The sequence below is a fragment of the Streptococcus sp. NSJ-72 genome (genome assembly GCF_014334035.1).
Classification (GTDB): Bacteria; Bacillota; Bacilli; order Lactobacillales; family Streptococcaceae; genus Streptococcus; species Streptococcus constellatus.
The window spans coordinates 1,631,242-1,647,547 of record NZ_CP060489.1 but is presented as its reverse complement, the minus strand read 5'-3'; the positions used below and the strand labels follow the sequence as shown (position 1 = coordinate 1,647,547).

General features: G+C 37.9%; 15 protein-coding genes and 2 pseudogenes. 16 read left to right on the top strand and 1 reads right to left on the bottom strand.

What is annotated here, in order from left to right:
• Positions 1 to 9: 9 nt before the first annotated feature.
• From H8787_RS07965 to H8787_RS07955, 3 genes are all read left to right on the top strand, one after another.
• Entirely contained in the window at positions 10 to 3,375 is a 3,366-nt protein-coding gene (locus H8787_RS07965) for an ABC transporter permease (RefSeq protein WP_187327822.1), read from the top strand.
• 91 nt (positions 3,376 to 3,466) lie between these two features.
• Positions 3,467 to 4,297, top strand: coding sequence for a metallophosphoesterase family protein (locus tag H8787_RS07960; protein WP_187327821.1), 831 nt, complete (start codon positions 3,467 to 3,469; stop codon positions 4,295 to 4,297).
• A 71-nt stretch (positions 4,298 to 4,368) separates the two neighbouring features.
• Positions 4,369 to 4,818 (top strand): Rrf2 family transcriptional regulator, encoded by a 450-nt coding sequence (locus H8787_RS07955; RefSeq protein ID WP_187327820.1) that lies wholly within the window; start codon positions 4,369 to 4,371, stop codon positions 4,816 to 4,818.
• Positions 4,819 to 4,850: 32 nt separating this feature from the next.
• Here the strand turns inward: H8787_RS07955 and H8787_RS07950 are convergent, their stop codons facing one another.
• Positions 4,851 to 5,627, bottom strand: a complete 777-nt coding sequence (locus H8787_RS07950; protein ID WP_003023885.1) for a glycyl-radical enzyme activating protein — start codon at positions 5,625 to 5,627, stop codon at positions 4,851 to 4,853.
• Between the two features lie 132 nt (positions 5,628 to 5,759).
• Here H8787_RS07950 and H8787_RS07945 point away from each other — a divergent pair, with 132 nt between their 5' ends.
• From H8787_RS07945 to H8787_RS10295, 13 genes and pseudogenes are all read left to right on the top strand, one after another.
• On the top strand, positions 5,760 to 6,503 hold the full coding sequence (locus tag H8787_RS07945) for a DeoR/GlpR family DNA-binding transcription regulator (RefSeq protein WP_003028982.1): 744 nt from the start codon (positions 5,760 to 5,762) through the stop codon (positions 6,501 to 6,503).
• A gap of 18 nt (positions 6,504 to 6,521) precedes the next feature.
• The gene (locus H8787_RS07940; RefSeq protein ID WP_049516583.1) at positions 6,522 to 7,484 is read left to right on the top strand and encodes a sugar-binding transcriptional regulator; all 963 of its coding nucleotides are present in this window, start codon (positions 6,522 to 6,524) and stop codon (positions 7,482 to 7,484) included.
• 245 nt (positions 7,485 to 7,729) lie between these two features.
• Entirely contained in the window at positions 7,730 to 8,053 is a 324-nt protein-coding gene (locus tag H8787_RS07935; protein WP_187327819.1) for a PTS lactose/cellobiose transporter subunit IIA, read from the top strand.
• A gap of 20 nt (positions 8,054 to 8,073) precedes the next feature.
• Positions 8,074 to 8,394, top strand: coding sequence for a PTS sugar transporter subunit IIB (locus H8787_RS07930; RefSeq protein ID WP_003023895.1), 321 nt, complete (start codon positions 8,074 to 8,076; stop codon positions 8,392 to 8,394).
• A 2-nt stretch (positions 8,395 to 8,396) separates the two neighbouring features.
• Positions 8,397 to 9,698 (top strand): PTS sugar transporter subunit IIC, encoded by a 1,302-nt coding sequence (locus H8787_RS07925; protein ID WP_187327818.1) that lies wholly within the window; start codon positions 8,397 to 8,399, stop codon positions 9,696 to 9,698.
• Between the two features lie 167 nt (positions 9,699 to 9,865).
• Positions 9,866 to 12,307, top strand: coding sequence for a glycyl radical protein (locus H8787_RS07920; protein WP_187327817.1), 2,442 nt, complete (start codon positions 9,866 to 9,868; stop codon positions 12,305 to 12,307).
• Positions 12,308 to 12,321: 14 nt separating this feature from the next.
• A complete protein-coding gene (locus tag H8787_RS07915; protein WP_187327816.1) occupies positions 12,322 to 12,990 on the top strand; it encodes a fructose-6-phosphate aldolase in 669 nt (222 codons plus the stop codon).
• Between the two features lie 30 nt (positions 12,991 to 13,020).
• Positions 13,021 to 14,109 (top strand): glycerol dehydrogenase, encoded by a 1,089-nt coding sequence (locus tag H8787_RS07910; protein WP_150202595.1) that lies wholly within the window; start codon positions 13,021 to 13,023, stop codon positions 14,107 to 14,109.
• Between the two features lie 154 nt (positions 14,110 to 14,263).
• Positions 14,264 to 14,830 carry a GrpB family protein gene (locus H8787_RS07905; RefSeq protein WP_187327815.1) on the top strand — a complete coding sequence of 189 codons (567 nt, stop codon included), beginning with the start codon at positions 14,264 to 14,266 and terminating at the stop codon, positions 14,828 to 14,830.
• Between the two features lie 52 nt (positions 14,831 to 14,882).
• A pseudogene (locus H8787_RS09965) lies at positions 14,883 to 15,129 on the top strand (CD1845 family protein).
• A 31-nt stretch (positions 15,130 to 15,160) separates the two neighbouring features.
• Positions 15,161 to 15,475, top strand: coding sequence for a TfoX/Sxy family protein (locus H8787_RS07900; protein WP_003032465.1), 315 nt, complete (start codon positions 15,161 to 15,163; stop codon positions 15,473 to 15,475).
• Between the two features lie 56 nt (positions 15,476 to 15,531).
• The gene (locus tag H8787_RS07895; RefSeq protein WP_048800563.1) at positions 15,532 to 15,960 is read left to right on the top strand and encodes a VOC family protein; all 429 of its coding nucleotides are present in this window, start codon (positions 15,532 to 15,534) and stop codon (positions 15,958 to 15,960) included.
• Positions 15,961 to 16,056: 96 nt separating this feature from the next.
• A pseudogene (locus H8787_RS10295) lies at positions 16,057 to 16,196 on the top strand (competence protein TfoX); the annotation flags it as partial.
• Positions 16,197 to 16,306 lie beyond the last annotated feature (110 nt).

Below are 16,306 nucleotides of genomic sequence, written 5' to 3'. Positions count from 1 at the left end.
AGTGGTGATATGAAAAAATCCATTCTAAATAAGGACATCAGGCTCTCTTTTCGTCAGTCCAAAGGACGCTTTCTGTCTATTATGTTTTTAATGATGTTAGGTTCTTTTGCGTTAGTAGGACTGAAAGCAGCCAGTCCAGACATTGAAAATTCAGCCAATCGTTATCTTTCGCAGATGAAAATGATGGATGTGGCAGTGATGTCAGACTATGGTATTAGCAAAGCTGATCAAAAAGAACTGAATGCAATTCCAAATACATATGTGGAATATGGCTATTTTACGGATACGGTGATTGGGGACAGCTCTGCGTCTGTCCGCGTTTTCTCCAAAACAGATAAAATATCCCAATTTAAACTGGTTTCAGGTCATTTTCCAAGCAAGGAAGACCAAGTTGCTCTGGCTAGTTTTTGTCAAGGGAAATATAAGATTGGTGATAGCATTACTTTAAACGAGGAAGGGACCAATGAGTATGCTTTGAAACGGCATACCTTTACAGTGACAGGATTTGTCAATTCAAGTGAATTGGCTTCAACTATTTCTCTTGGCAGTTCTAACTCAGGGAGTGGTACCTTGTCTGCTTATGCAGTTGTGACGCCCAAAACGTTTCAAAGTTCAGTCTATACGGTCGCTCGTTTGAGATATAACAATTTAAAAACACTCAACTCCTTTGGGGATTCCTATCGAAAAAAGGTAAAACAGCATGAAGATGAGTTAGAAAAGCTACTAGCTGATAATGGAAAAAAACGTTTATCAGAGATAAAAGCCCAAGCACAGACAAAAATTGCGGACGGAGAAGCAAAAATTCAAACTTCTCAACAAGCATTGGCAGATGCCCAGCAGCAACTAAGGAATGCGCAGGATCAAATTGATCAAAAAAGAGCAGATTTAGAGGTTGCTCAAGGTCAACTAACTGAAAAAGAAAGCTTACTTGCACAGGGCGCAGCTCAAATTGCACAGGCTGAACAAATTTTAGCAAGCTCGAAAGCAAAATTGGATACAGCCGCTGCTCAACTTTCTTCAGGTTGGGCACAATTGAACCAAATGAAAGCCCAATTAGATCAGGCAGCTAGTCAGTTGTCTGCTGCAAAAGAAAATGTAACAAATACTCAAGCTACATTAGCCATAGCGCAGGCGGAATTGGAAAAAGGTCAAGTTCAATTAGCAGCAGCTAAAGCGGATTTGCAGAAAAAAATGACCGCGCTTCAAGCACAAGGAATTGATCCAGCAACAGTGCCTGAAATTGTGGCAGCACAAACTCAACTAGCACAAGAAGAAGTGAAATTAAATCTTGCTCGTGCAGAATTAGAGAAAAAGCAGGCTGAATTTCAAGCTGGATTGTCACAGTACCAAAGCCAAGAAACGGTTTATCAAACGGGACTTGCCCAATACCAATCTGCTGTCGTGACATTGCGTGCGAAACAAGCTGAATATGACGCAGGCTTGGCTCAATATCAAAGTGGTCAGGCAACCTTAAGAGATAAGCAAGCTAAGTACCAAGCAGGCCAAGCCCAATTGGCGCAAGCAAAACAACAAATTGCAGATGGTCAGACGCAATTAAACCAAGCTCAGGCGACATTGAACGATAAAAAAACTGAATATGCGAAGCAAAAGGAAGATGCTGGAACAAAAATAAAAAATGGTCAAGCGGACATTCAAAAGGCAAAAGATGAAGTAGCTGGTTTGTCTGTGCCAACCTACCATGTGTATACACGCCGTACATTTCCAGGAGCGGACGAGTACACAACAACTGGCAATCGTGCTTATGGCATCTCAGCCGTAGGGAATGCTTTTCCGATTGTACTGTATCTGGTAGCGGCCCTTGTAACAGTCACAACGATGACACGTTTTGTCAGCGAAGAACGCACAAATGCTGGCGTTTTAAAAGCCTTAGGTTATCGGAACCAAGATGTCATTAAAAAATTTGCCGTCTATGGCTTGGTTTCAAGTTTAATCGGTTCAGTAATTGGAATTTTAGCGGGGACTTATTTCTTGCCTTATATTTTAGGGAAAACTATTTTTAAGACATCAACTTATCCAGCTTTGCGATTAGACTTTTATTGGGAAATTAGTCTCATTGCTCTTTTATGCTCGGTCTTGTGTGGCGTCGCACCAGCCCTCTATATTGCACATAAAGAATTGAAAGAAAAGCCGTCTCAATTATTGTTACCTAAGGCACCTAATAAAGGCTCTAAGATCTTGCTAGAGCGGATTGGTTTTATTTGGCATCGCCTTAGTTTTGCGCAAAAAGTAACAGCTCGAAATATCTTTCGCTACAAGCAAAGAATGCTGATGACTATTTTTGGTGTGGCAGGCTCCGTCGCCCTTTTATTTGCTGGTCTCGGTTTGTCATCTTCTATGGCAGGTATAGGAAATCGTCAGTATGGAGAAATTATCAAATATGATGCTGTCATTTCGCAAAAACATTATCTCAAATCTGATGAGCAAGCAGCAATCAGTCAGTTATTGGCAGATAAAAAAATAGCCAAGAAACACGGTATCTATCAGGAAGGATTTACCAAAAAAATTCAAGGAGCAAAAGATGAACAATCTCTCGCGTTATTTGTAACAACAAGCAAGAATTTTCATCATTTCATGGAGCTTAATGAGAGTCGAAGCAAATCGAAATTGATGTTGTCTTCGCATGGAGCGGTCATTTCTCAGAAATTAGCAACCATTATGCATGTTTCTGTTGGGGATACTTTTGAGGTGACTTCTGATGAGGGGAGACGCTATAAAATCAAAGTTTCTGCTATCGCTGAAATGTATGCAGGGCATTTTATCTTTATGAATCAGGACTATTATCAAACAGTATTTGATCGCAAGTTCCAAGAAAATGCTTATCTGATAAAATTGAAAGATTCCTCTAGTAAAAATATACAAGATACTGCAGCAGCATTCATGAAATTAACAGGTGTACGAGCAGTTGTACAAAATACGGGGATTTTGGAACAAATTGATGTTATTGTCAAGTCTCTTGGCTTTGTGATGCAGATTTTAACTGTTGCCTCTATTTTACTAGCCATTGTAATTCTTTATAACTTGATGAACATCAATGTTGCGGAGCGGATTCGAGAATTATCAACGATTAAAGTATTGGGGTTCCATAATAAGGAAGTCACACTTTATATTTATCGAGAGACCATTCTTTTGTCTATTATTGGCATTATTGTAGGCTTGTTTTTAGGAAATATTTTACATCGTTCTCTTTTAGAGACAATTGCTCCGGATGCCTTTCTGCTCAACCCGACAGTATCGGTGTTTGTCTATCTTGTACCAGTCTTTTCTATCATCATGATTTTGATTGTCTTAGGATTTATGGTCAATGCAATATTGAGACGTATTGATATGTTGGAAGCGTTGAAGTCAGTAGATTGATGAGGCAGTAAAACTTTCACTCAAACTTGGGAGTGGAAGTTTTTTCTTGGTTTGTTATAATATTTCTATAAAGGACAAGTAAAATGAGACGATGAAACGAAAAATTGCTTTATTATCAGATATTCATGGAAATGTAACGGCATTAGAAGCTGTTTTAGCGGACGCCAAAAAGGAACAGGTGACCGATTACTGGTTTTTGGGAGATTTATTGGCACCTGGAACGGGGCGAAAGAAAATTCTTGACTTAATGGCTGCTTTACCGATTAGTCTTCAAGTGCGGGGAAATTGGGAAGATAGCATTTGGAATGCTCTTCATGGAAAATTAGATATCAGTCGCCCTAGTCATTTATATATGGTTTGTTTATGCCAGTATCTTTTAGAAGAAGTCACACCTGAAGAACTAGATCGATTGAATGAGTTGCCTTTGCAGCTTTTGACAAAAGTTGGCGATTTAGAAATTGCTGTGACTCATCATTTGCCAGATAAAAATTGGGGACGAGAGTTGATTCATATTGGTCAACAAGAGAATTTTGATCGCCTGTTTGAAGGTAACAATTGTGCCATTGCCATTTATGGTCATATTCATCAGCAATTTCTTCGTTATGCGACGGGGGGACAGATGATTATCAATCCGGGCTCTATCGGTCAGCCGTTTTTTCTAGATGCTTGTTTGCGAAAGGATCTGCGAGCTCAGTATGCTATTTTAAAAATTGATGAACAGGGATTAGCAGATGTCGATTTTCGACGAGTGGCTTATGATGTAAATAAAGAATTGGAAATGGCTAGAACATTGAAGTTGCCTTATTATGAAGTATATTACGAAAGCCTTGTCAATGGGATTCATCACACCCATAACCATGATTTACTTCGAGCAATTAGTGAGCGAGAAGACTATGTTGCGCAGCTTAAGGAGTTTTTTTAGACGTAATATATGAAGTCACAACGTAAATAAAGTATATGAGTAATAGAAGCAGCAAATGAAAGGAGTTTAACATGCAAATTTCGAGTCGTTTTACCATTGCTACGCACATGTTGACTGTTATAGCACTAGAATGTCAAGAGCACAAAGTAACGAGTGATGTTCTAGCAGCTAGCGTTGGAGTAAACCCTGTTATTATTCGCAAAATCTTATCGCAATTGAAAAGTGCGGATTTGATTTCTGTAGCGCGTGGGAGGGGAGGAGCTATCATTAGGAAAGATTTAAAGGATATTACCCTTTTGGATGTCTATCAAGCAGTAGAAAGTCTGGGAAAATCGGGACAACTCTTTAGCTTTCATGAGCATCCCAATCCGTCTTGTCCCATTGGCAGAAATATTCATTTCGTTTTAGATGATAAATTATCAGAAATTCAAGTAGCAATGGAAAAAGAACTGAGTAAAACCAGCCTTGCAGATGTCGTTGCATCTACCCAAGAAAAGATAAAAAAACAATCCATTTCGTAAGAAATGGATTGTTTTTTGGAGAAAAAGAGGAGCTAAAAATAACAGTTGATTTCATAATCAAGAAAAACTTGCTGATAATCATAGAGGTCTTCCGGATGTAGAGCTTGCACATTTTCCATTTCATAAGAACGTTTTAGTAATTTATATTTATTTTCACCGAATTGATGAAAAGGTAAGAGTTGTACTTGGTCAATAGATAATTTTTTAAATAAAATAGCAAATTGTTCGGCATCTTCTAGAGAGTCATTAAAGCTAGGGATAACAGGAATACGCAGGACAATGGTTTTTTGTTGAGAAAAAGCATAATGAATATTTTTGATAATTAGTTCATTTTTGACCCCTGTGACTTTGCGGTGATTGATGGTGTTGTAATGTTTTAAGTCAGTATAGATAAAATCTACATACTGGAGCAAATCAACGAATTTGTTATGATCTACAAAGGCTGTCGTTTCAATCGCTGTATGGATACCTTTTTCTTTGGCAGCTTTAAGGATTGCTTTGGCAAATTCAAATTGGGCAAAGATTTCTCCACCAGACAAGGTCAGGCCTCCACCTGATTCTTCATAAAATTCTCTATCTTTGAGAACTTCTTTGATAATCTCTTCAACGCTTTTTTCCTCTCCCATGGTGATAGTCTTTTTGCTAGAAGCGTCTAACATGGGCTCAGGTTTAAATTTCTGAGATTCTGGATTGGCACACCAAGGACAGCGTAAGGGACAGCCTTTTAGAAAAACAGTTGTCCGAATTCCTGGTCCGTCGTGAATACTAAAATGTTGAATATTAAAAATGATTCCTTTTTCTGCACTCATGATGTACACTCTTTTCTTGCTTATTTTCTTTTATTATATCAAACAAACGAAAGAAAAACAATTACGAATGAAACTATTTTTTATTTTATTTATTCCTTAAATTCTGTTAAAATAAAGAATGAGGTGAATAAAATGGAACGTTTAGATGAAATCGTTAAGCTCGTTTCAGAGTTTGAAAAAATTGATGTTAATACTTTATCTGATAAATTAAAAGTCTCTAAAGTTACGATTCGGAAAGACTTGGATAAGCTGGAAATGAAAGGCTTACTTCATCGGGAGCACGGTTATGCGGTCTTAAATAGTGGTGATGACCTGAATGTCCGGCTTTCTTTTCATTATGATACCAAGCGAAAGATAGCACAAGAAGCGGCAAAAATTGTTGCAGACAATGAAACGATTATCATTGAATCTGGTTCAACTTGTGCTCTGTTAGCTGAAGAAATCTGTCGTACTAAGAAGAATGTGAAAATTATTACAAATTCTTATTTTATCGCAGACTATGTGAGAAAAGTAGATTCTTGCAAGATTATCTTGCTAGGCGGTGAATTTCAGAACGATTCGCAAGTTACGGTCGGTCCTTTGCTTAAGGAAATGATTCAATTTTTCCATGTAGAACATGCTTTTGTAGGGACTGATGGCTATGATGAAGAGCTTGGTTTTACAGGTAAGGATTTAATGCGTAGCGAAGTGGTGCAATATATGTCGGAAGCATCTGATAAAATGATTGTGTTAACAGATTCGAGTAAATTTGATAAAAGAGGGACTGTCAAGCGCTTTGGTTTGAAACAGGTTTCGCAGGTGGTAACCGATCAAGCTATTCCGACAGCCGCGGTTCAACGCCTAAAAGCAGCCAATATCAAATTGACTCTAGTCTGATAAGTAGAGGGAGATAAGATGAAAAGTGAAAGAAAAAGGCTATTAGCTAAGATTGCTTATCTTTATTATGTAGAGGAGAAAAGTCAGGCAGAAATTGCAGCAGAGACAGGGATTTATCGGACAACTGTGAGTCGTATGCTGGCTGAAGCTAAAAAGGAAGGCATTGTCAAAATCGAGATTGAAGCCTTTGATACGCGTTTGTTTCATTTAGAAAATGTAGTGAAAGAGAAGTATGGGTTAAAAGGACTTGAAATCGTAGCAAATCAAGTGGATGATTCACCTTCTGATTTGGAGCAGCGGTTAGCTCAATCAGCGGCAGGAATGCTTCGGGGGATGATTGATGACAATGCTAAAGTTGGATTTTCATGGGGAAAGAGTCTTAGTCTCTTGGTAGAACACTCGGGCAGTCGGCACTTGAATAATGTGCATTTTTTTCCATTGGCTGGCGGACCTAGCCATATTCATGCTCGTTATCATGTTAATACCCTCATTTACAGTATGGCTAATAAATACCATGGGGATTGTCGCTTTATGAATGCGACGATTATACAGGAAGACGAGATCTTAGCAAAAGGAATTTTATCTTCTAAATATTTTGAGGACTTAAAAAGAAGTTGGCAAGAACTAGATGTGGTTGTTGTTGGTATTGGCGGACAAGTGGATGAAAAGAATCGGCAGTGGTTGGATATGCTGACGGCTGAAGATTTTCGTACAGTGGAAAATGAAGGAGCTGTCGGAGAAATTTGTTGCCGCTTTTTTGATGAAAATGGTGAGTTGGTTGATGAACAGTTGCAAAATCGAACAGTTGCTATTTCTTTAGATTATTTAAAAACAGTTCCTTACAGTCTGGCTTTCGCCTATGGTCGTCAAAAAGCTGCCGCTATTTTGGCGGTTTTACGTGCTGGGTATGTCAACCATTTAGTTACAGATGAAGCAACTATTTTAAAAGTGTTGGAATTGGATAATAGTGCAGTTAATTAGTAGTTTATAAAAGTTCTCCTTTTCCTCATTATTTCATTTTCAAAAGGTCAAGAATAATGATTCTGACCCTTTTTATTTTACTCTATAAGCACAAATGTGCGATAAATATAAAAAAAGAGAATTTGTTCAGTGATATATTGACGGAATAAGAGAAAGATGATAAATTTGAGTTACAAACAAAAATAAAACGCTTTCAAATAAAAGAAAGATATATTTTGTAAATAAAAATAGGAGTAACGTTAAATATGGAAGTGATTGTAGCTGATCAAATCATTATGGGGTTAATCTTGCATGCTGGGGATGCCAAACAGCATATTTACCACGCTTTGTCATTAGCAAAAAATGGTGAGTTTGAAAAGTGTAATGAGTATCTAGAATTGGCAGATCAGGCATTATTAGAAGCTCATAATCTTCAAACGGAGTTTTTGGCACAGGAAGCGGGGGGAACAAAGACAGAAATTACAGCTTTGTTTGTCCACTCTCAGGATCATTTGATGACCAGTATTACAGAAATTAATCTTATCAAGGAAATCATTGATTTGAGAAAAGAATTACAAGTGAAAAAATAAATCATCAGGAGGATGAAGATATGATTAAAATTGGGTTGTTTTGTGCAGCAGGTTTTTCAACAGGAATGTTGGTCAATAATATGAAAATAGCTGCGAAAGAAGCTGGTTTAGAGGTTGAGATTGATGCTTATTCTCAGGCCAAGTTAGCAGATTATGCACCAAACTTGGATGTTGCTTTGTTAGGACCACAAGTAGCTTATACTTTGGATAAGTCAGCTGCCATTTGCGAAGAGAACCATATTCCAATTGCAGTCATTCCAATGGCGGACTATGGCATGCTAGATGGTAAAAAAGTATTGAATCTCGCTTTGGGGCTTTTGGAACAAAAACAAGGAGCTTAGTTATGGCTAAAATAGATACTCAAAAAATTATTGCGCCGATTATGAAATTTGTCAATATGCGCGGTATTATTGCCTTAAAGGATGGTATGTTGGCAATTCTGCCTTTGACAGTTGTTGGAAGTATCTTTCTGATCGTAGGACAGTTACCATTTGAAGGCCTCAATCAGGCGATTGCAGGCATTTTCGGGAAAAATTGGACCGAGCCATTTATGCAGGTTTACTCAGGAACTTTTGCGATTATGGGTTTGATTTCCTGTTTCTCCATAGGATATTCTTATGCTAAAAATAGTGGTGTAGAGCCGTTGCCGGCAGGTGTGTTATCTGTGTCTTCTTTCTTCATTCTTTTAAAATCTTCTTATATTCCAGAAAAAGGTGAAGAAATTACAGACGCAATTGCCAAGATTTGGTTTGGCGGTCAGGGGATTATTGGAGCCATTATTATTGGTTTGGTTGTCGGTAGTATCTATACCATGTTTATTCAAAAGCATATTGTTATTAAAATGCCAGAGCAAGTTCCGCAAGCGATTGCTAAGCAATTTGAGGCTATGATTCCAGCTTTTGTGATATTCTTCCTTTCCATGGTAGTTTATATTCTTGCTAAAATGCTAACAAAAGGTGGCACTTTTATTGAAATGATTTATGGTGTGATTCAAGTGCCATTACAAGGATTGACTGGTTCCCTTTACGGTGCAATTGGTATCGCCTTTTTCATCTCCTTCTTATGGTGGTTCGGTGTGCATGGGCAATCTGTTGTCAATGGTGTAGTGACTGCTCTATTGCTTTCAAATCTGGATGCCAATAAAGCTTTGCTTGCTGCTGGAAAGCTATCTGTTGGTAAAGGAGCGCATATTGTTACTCAGCAATTCTTAGATAGTTTCCTAATCTTATCTGGTTCAGGTATCACTTTTGGCTTGGTAGTAGCTATGATCTTTGCAGCTAAGTCCAAGCAATACAAAGCACTAGGAAAAGTTGCTGCTTTTCCAGCAATCTTTAATGTCAATGAACCAGTTGTGTTTGGGTTTCCAATTGTTATGAATCCCGTTATGTTCTTGCCTTTTATTCTTGTACCTGTTTTAGCGGCTGTAATTGTTTATGGCTCTATAGCAATTGGCTTTATGCAGCCATTTTCAGGGGTGACCTTGCCATGGAGTACACCAGCTATTATTTCTGGTTTCTTAGTGGCAGGATGGCAAGGTGCTCTCATCCAAGTTGTCATTTTAGCTATGTCCACTCTCATCTATTTCCCATTCTTTAAATTCCAAGACAATCTTGCTTACAGTAATGAACTGAAAGCGGAAGGATAAACCACATTGTATCACTGTAAAGAAATTATTTTAACGTTGATTGAGCACAAATGTGCAAAAAATCTTTAATTCGATAATTGATTATAAATGATTGAATTTTTGCATCTTGCATGCTACAATAGTTACGAAAGAAATAAAAATAATTTCATAAGAAAGGTTGTGCTGTGATGACTAATGTAAAAGAAATAGAAAAAACGACGATACAAACGAATTATTTTGGTAGTTTAACGGACCGAATGAACAAGTATCGGGAAGATGTGCTGGACAAGAAACCTTATATTGATGCTGAACGTGCTGTTCTTGCAACAAGAGCTTATCAAGAGCATAAAGAAAAGCCAAATGTTCTGAAGCGTGCTTATATGCTTAAGGAAATTTTGGAAAATATGACGCTTTATATTGAAGATGAGACCATGATTGTTGGAAATCAGGCTTCATCTAATAAAGATGCACCTATTTTCCCAGAGTATACTTTAGAATTTGTACTCAATGAATTAGATCTTTTTGAAAAGCGCGATGGCGATGTTTTCTATATTACAGAGGAAACTAAAGAACAGCTCCGCGGCATCGCTCCTTTCTGGGAAAACAATAACCTCCGCGCTAGAGCTGGTGCTTTACTTCCAGAAGAAGTTCAGGTTTATATGGAAACTGGCTTCTTTGGCATGGAAGGAAAGATGAACTCTGGTGATGCTCACTTGGCAGTCAACTATCAAAAATTGCTTCAATATGGTTTGAAAGGTTTTGAGGAAAAAGCTCGGGCAGCTAAGGAGGCCTTGGATTTGACAGATCCGGCTAGTATTGATAAATATCATTTCTATGATTCAATTTTCATTGTAGTGGATGCTGTGAAAGCTTATGCGGAGCGTTTTGTCAAATTAGCTCAAGATATGGCAGAGTCTGCAAGCCCAGAGCGCCGTCAGGAATTATTGGAAATTGCTCGAATTTGCTCCAAAGTGCCTTACGAACCAGCTGAAACGTTTGCTGAAGCTATTCAGTCTGTCTGGTTTATCCAGTGTATTTTACAGATTGAGTCTAATGGTCACTCCCTCTCTTATGGGCGCTTTGACCAATACATGTATCCTTATGTTAAGTCGGATTTGGAAGCTGGTCGCGAGACGGAAGAAAGCATTGTCGAGCGCTTAACCAATCTTTGGATTAAGACGATTACGATCAATAAAGTACGCAGTCAGGCTCATACTTTCTCATCTGCTGGTAGTCCTTTGTATCAAAATGTGACAATTGGTGGACAAACACGTGATAAGAAAGATGCTGTAAATCCTCTTTCATATCTGGTTTTGAGATCTGTTGCACAGACGCATTTGCCACAGCCAAACTTAACAGTTCGCTACCATGCTGGTCTAGATGCTCGTTTTATGAACGAATGCATAGAAGTTATGAAACTAGGTTTTGGAATGCCTGCTTTCAATAATGACGAGATTATTATTCCGTCCTTTATTGCCAAAGGCGTTTTGGAAGAAGATGCATACGACTACAGTGCTATCGGCTGTGTGGAGACAGCTGTGCCAGGTAAATGGGGCTACCGTTGTACGGGAATGAGCTATATGAACTTCCCTAAGGTGCTTCTCATCACTATGAACGATGGAATTGATCCCGCATCTGGCAAGCGTTTTGCACCAAGCTTTGGTCATTTTAAAGACATGAAGAGCTTTGCTGAGCTGCAAACGGCTTGGGACAAGACTTTGCGCCACTTGACTCGTATGAGTGTCATCGTGGAAAATTCTATCGACCTTTCTCTAGAAAGAGAAGTACCAGATATTCTCTGCTCAGCTTTGACAGATGATTGTATCGGACGCGGTAAGCATTTGAAAGAAGGCGGAGCTGTCTATGACTATATTTCTGGTCTCCAAGTCGGTATTGCCAATCTATCAGACTCACTAGCAGCAATCAAGAAGCTAGTCTTTGAAGAAGGCAAACTAACTCCAGCTGAACTCTGGCATGCGCTTGAAACGGACTATGCAGGTGAGCGTGGCAAGGAAATTCAAGAGATGTTGATTTCTGATGCACCGAAATATGGTAATGATGATGATTATGCGGATAAGCTGGTGACTGATGCTTACGATATTTATGTGGATGAAATCGCTAAATATCCAAATACCCGTTATGGACGCGGTCCAATTGGCGGTATCCGCTACTCAGGAACATCTTCTATTTCAGCCAATGTTGGTCAAGGTCGTGGTACTTTGGCGACACCAGATGGCCGCAATGCAGGGACACCGCTCGCTGAAGGCTGTTCTCCATCTCACAATATGGATAAGAATGGTCCGACTTCTGTATTGAAATCTGTTTCTAAATTGCCGACAGATGAAATCGTTGGGGGCGTTCTGCTCAATCAAAAAGTGAATCCTCAGACCCTGTCTAAGGAAGAAGATAAAATTAAATTGATTGCTTTACTTCGTACGTTTTTTAACCGTTTGCACGGTTATCATATTCAATACAATGTTGTTTCTAGAGAAACCTTGATTGATGCGCAAAAACATCCTGAAAAACACCGTGATTTGATTGTGCGTGTTGCAGGATATTCGGCATTCTTCAATGTACTCTCCAAAGCAACACAAGATGATATTATCGGACGTACAGAACACACATTATAAAAGAGGTCCAGTTTATGGAATTCATGCTTGATACATTAAATGTAGAAGAAATAAAAAAATGGTCGCAAGTTCTCCCCTTGGCAGGAGTGACTTCTAACCCGACCATCGCTAAAAAAGAGGGAGAGATTGATTTCTTTAAACGTATCCAAGAAGTTAGAGAAATTATTGGGGAAGCTCCTTCCATTCATATTCAGGTTGTTGCCAAAGATTATCAGGGAATTTTAAAAGATGCAGCTGAAATTCGCAAACAGTGTAGTGGAAATGTGTTTGTCAAAGTACCTGTAACCCCTGAAGGTTTAGCCGCTATAAAAGTTTTAAAAGCAGAAGGTTACAAGATTACGGCAACTGCTATTTATACCATTTTCCAAGGTTTATTAGCCATTCAAGCAGGCGCAGATTATTTAGCTCCTTATTATAACCGTATGGAAAATTTGAACATTGATTCAGATGTAGTTATTGGCCAATTGGCAGATGCGATTGCGAAAGAAGGTTCATCTAGCAAAATTTTAGCAGCTTCCTTTAAAAATGTAGGACAAGTCAACAAGGCTTTTGCTGATGGTACCCATGCTATTACAGCAGGTGCAGATGTCTTTGAATCAGCTTTTGCTATGCCGTCTATTTCAAAGGCAGTAAATGATTTTGCAGCAGATTGGTCATTCATTCATGGTCAAAAGTACATCTAATCTCCATTTTTGCGTAGGAAGAGGTATTTTATGAGAACTTTTGCAAGCCCTTCTCGCTATATTCAAGGTGAAGATGCCTTATTTGAAAATGCAAAACAGATTTTGAACTTAGGAAACCATCCAGTTTTGCTTTGTGACAACACTGTTTATCAAATTGTAGGAAAGAAGTTCCAATCCTGTCTTACTCGCTATGGACTTCATGTATTGTATGTCAGTTTTAATGGCGAAGCTTCGGATAATGAAATCAATCGGGTAGCTGCTTTAGCTGAAAAAGATGGAGCAGATCTAGTGATTGGTCTTGGTGGTGGAAAAACAATTGACAGTGCTAAGGCAATTGCAGATTTATTGGGAAGTCCCGTCGTGATTGCACCGACTATTGCTTCGACAGATGCACCAACATCAGCTCTTTCAGTAATTTATACCGAGGAAGGAGCATTTGAAAAATATATTTTTTACACCAAGAACCCAGATCTTGTTCTAGTAGATTCAAAGGTCATTGCTCAAGCTCCAAAGCGCTTGTTGGCTTCTGGAATTGCAGATGGTTTAGCGACTTGGGTTGAAGCGCGTGCGGTTATGCAGGCAAATGGAGAGACCATGCTGGGACAAAGACAGACTTTAGCAGGCGCAGCTATTGCTCAAAAATGTGAAGAAACTCTTTTTGCAGATGGTTTACAAGCACTGGCTGCTTGTGAGGCGCAGGTGGTAACACCAGCTCTTGAGCATATCATTGAGGCTAATACGCTTCTCAGCGGTGTTGGTTTTGAAAGTGGTGGATTGGCTGCTGCTCATGCCATTCACAATGGATTTACAGCTCTGACTGGTGATATTCATCATCTGACTCATGGAGAAAAAGTAGCTTATGGAACGCTAACACAGCTCTTTCTTGAAAACCGTCCAAAAGAGGAGTTGGAAAAATATATTCGTTTCTATCAGAAAATTGGTATGCCCACGACCTTGGCAGAAATGCATTTAGAAAATGCCAGCTATGATGATTTGCTCAAGGTTGGTAAGCAAGCTACTATTGAAGGTGAAACCATTCATCAGATGCCGTTTAAGATTTCAGCATCTGATATTGCAGGTGCTATCCTAGCAGTCGATCGTTATGTAAACTCCTTATAAAAATAAAAAGAAACAAGTCCGATTAGATTGGACTTGTTTTTTCGTGTAGTGATAGCTAAAAGTTTTAATCAGAAATAATAAACGCCTGATGCACATTGAAAATGTTATAATGATAATAAATGTGAGAAATAAATGCAAACTAGTGGAGGACGGATTGAGTAAAAAATTAGAAGACATGAGTTTAGAAGAATTATGGCAGTTGTTTCCCATATTTCTTGTAAAATATAATAAAGAATGGGCGCATTGGTATGATGAGGAAGCAACTGCTATTTTGTCCTTGATACCAGCTAAATATATAGTAAGAATATCTCATATTGGTAGTACTGCGGTTCAAAATATATGGGCAAAGAATATAGTAGATATATTACTTGAGGTTCGATTAGCCGAAGAATTAGAAATAGTGAAAAATATTCTTGTTGAAAATAAGTGGTTATGCATGAGTCAAAGTACACGACGAATCTCATTAAATAAAGGATACACAGAGAAAGGTTTTTCAGAAAAAGTCTTTCATCTTCACATTAGAGTTGTCGGAGATAACGATGAACTATATTTCAGAGATTATTTACGTGAGAATCATAATGTAGCGAAAGAATATGAACATTTAAAGCTGAACTTATGGAAGAAATTTGAACATGATAGAGACGGCTACACTGATGCAAAGTGTAAGTTTATTAAACGATATACTAAAATTGCAAAAGAAAAATTTATAGGAAGATATTAAAATAGATACGAGCACTGTGATCGTGCTTTTTAACTTACTTTAAATATGGTAAATTAGTCTTATCTTATCAATTTTAACAACTTTTCTGACATTCTTGCTTGGCATAGGAACGGCGTTGTTGTATATCGTTATGATGTTGCATATTTGGAGCATTAGCTTCTTTCAATCAAGGAGAAGTCGGAATAGGCATATCAGGATTGCTTATCGGCTTCCTATTTAGTCCTTACGGGCTTCCGATGATAGGAGAAACAGTGATAGCGTTTATCAAATTGATAAATGATAAGATTAGGGCGATATAGATAAATTTGAATTTGGAGGGGGATAATCATGGTGAATGAAATTAATGAATATGTTCGCGATAGTTTTTCTAAATCCGGCGATATTGTCATAAAATCTATGATGGGCGGATACCTTGTATATTTTAATGGTAAGCTGATAGGTGACATTTGCAATAATGAACTGTTTTTAAAGAGAACGCCGACATCGGACAGACTGCTTGCAGATTCCGAACTGCGTTATCCGTATGAAGATTCAAAAACCTTGATGCATGTATTTGATAGTTTTGATGATAAGGCTCTAATTCTGGAACTTCTGGATGGTATGTATGCTGAACTTCCGGAAAAGAAACCTGCGAAAGCCAGATGAGAAAGACAAATCTTAATTTATTAGATGAAAGTTAATTAGAAATTATGGAGGTAGTAATGAATAAGATTACTTGTATTTGTTTGGGTGTTAGAGATATGGAAAGGTCAATAAAGTTTTACAGAGATGGTTTAGGATATAAGACTGACTGTAAAGAAAATAATCCGCCAGTATGTTTTTTCGATACTCCAGGAACAAAATTTGAACTATTTCCTTTAGAACAATTGGCAAAAGATATTGATGAACATAACCCACCAAAGAGAAATGGATTTTCTGGAATTACATTAGCGTACAATGTTGAACAAAAAGAAGATGTTGATAGTGTAATTGAATTAGTACGAAATGCTGGTGGAAGAATTGTAAAAGAACCACAAGACACCTTTTGGGGTGGATATCACGCCTATTTTTCTGATTTAGATGGATATTACTGGGAAGTTGCATGGGGACCAAATTTTAAGTTTGACAAAAATGGACTATTGAAATTTTAGTAATTAAAGGAGATATAAAAAAAGGTATCAAGCAAAGAATACTTAGACTTTATTTTAGAACAAGTATCTGAATTAGATAATATTAGTTATAGAGCTATGATGGGAGAATTTATTATCTATTATAATGGAAAAATTATTGGTGGAATACATGATGGTAGATTACTTGTTAAACCTGTGCAGATATGCCAAATGTAGTGTATGACTTGCCGTATGATGGAGCAAAAGAAATAATTCTTGATTATAGTAGAATTTTGAACGAAAAAATTCAATTATGATAGAGTTAAAAAATGACCTTGCTCCCTCGTTCAAGAGGGACAAGGTCATTTTTGTTATCTCAGTATTCATT

What these genes read in the sequence shown, in the direction of transcription:
- H8787_RS07965 (WP_187327822.1), top strand. Translation starts at nt 10, where the DNA reads ATGAAAAAATCCATTCTAAATAAGGACATCAGGCTCTCTTTTCGTCAG.
- H8787_RS07960 (WP_187327821.1), top strand. Translation starts at nt 3,467, where the DNA reads ATGAAACGAAAAATTGCTTTATTATCAGATATTCATGGAAATGTAACG.
- H8787_RS07955 (WP_187327820.1), top strand. Translation starts at nt 4,369, where the DNA reads ATGCAAATTTCGAGTCGTTTTACCATTGCTACGCACATGTTGACTGTT.
- H8787_RS07950 (WP_003023885.1), bottom strand. Translation starts at nt 5,627, where the DNA reads ATGAGTGCAGAAAAAGGAATCATTTTTAATATTCAACATTTTAGTATT.
- H8787_RS07945 (WP_003028982.1), top strand. Translation starts at nt 5,760, where the DNA reads ATGGAACGTTTAGATGAAATCGTTAAGCTCGTTTCAGAGTTTGAAAAA.
- H8787_RS07940 (WP_049516583.1), top strand. Translation starts at nt 6,522, where the DNA reads ATGAAAAGTGAAAGAAAAAGGCTATTAGCTAAGATTGCTTATCTTTAT.
- H8787_RS07935 (WP_187327819.1), top strand. Translation starts at nt 7,730, where the DNA reads ATGGAAGTGATTGTAGCTGATCAAATCATTATGGGGTTAATCTTGCAT.
- H8787_RS07930 (WP_003023895.1), top strand. Translation starts at nt 8,074, where the DNA reads ATGATTAAAATTGGGTTGTTTTGTGCAGCAGGTTTTTCAACAGGAATG.
- H8787_RS07925 (WP_187327818.1), top strand. Translation starts at nt 8,397, where the DNA reads ATGGCTAAAATAGATACTCAAAAAATTATTGCGCCGATTATGAAATTT.
- H8787_RS07920 (WP_187327817.1), top strand. Translation starts at nt 9,866, where the DNA reads ATGACTAATGTAAAAGAAATAGAAAAAACGACGATACAAACGAATTAT.
- H8787_RS07915 (WP_187327816.1), top strand. Translation starts at nt 12,322, where the DNA reads ATGGAATTCATGCTTGATACATTAAATGTAGAAGAAATAAAAAAATGG.
- H8787_RS07910 (WP_150202595.1), top strand. Translation starts at nt 13,021, where the DNA reads ATGAGAACTTTTGCAAGCCCTTCTCGCTATATTCAAGGTGAAGATGCC.
- H8787_RS07895 (WP_048800563.1), top strand. Translation starts at nt 15,532, where the DNA reads ATGAATAAGATTACTTGTATTTGTTTGGGTGTTAGAGATATGGAAAGG.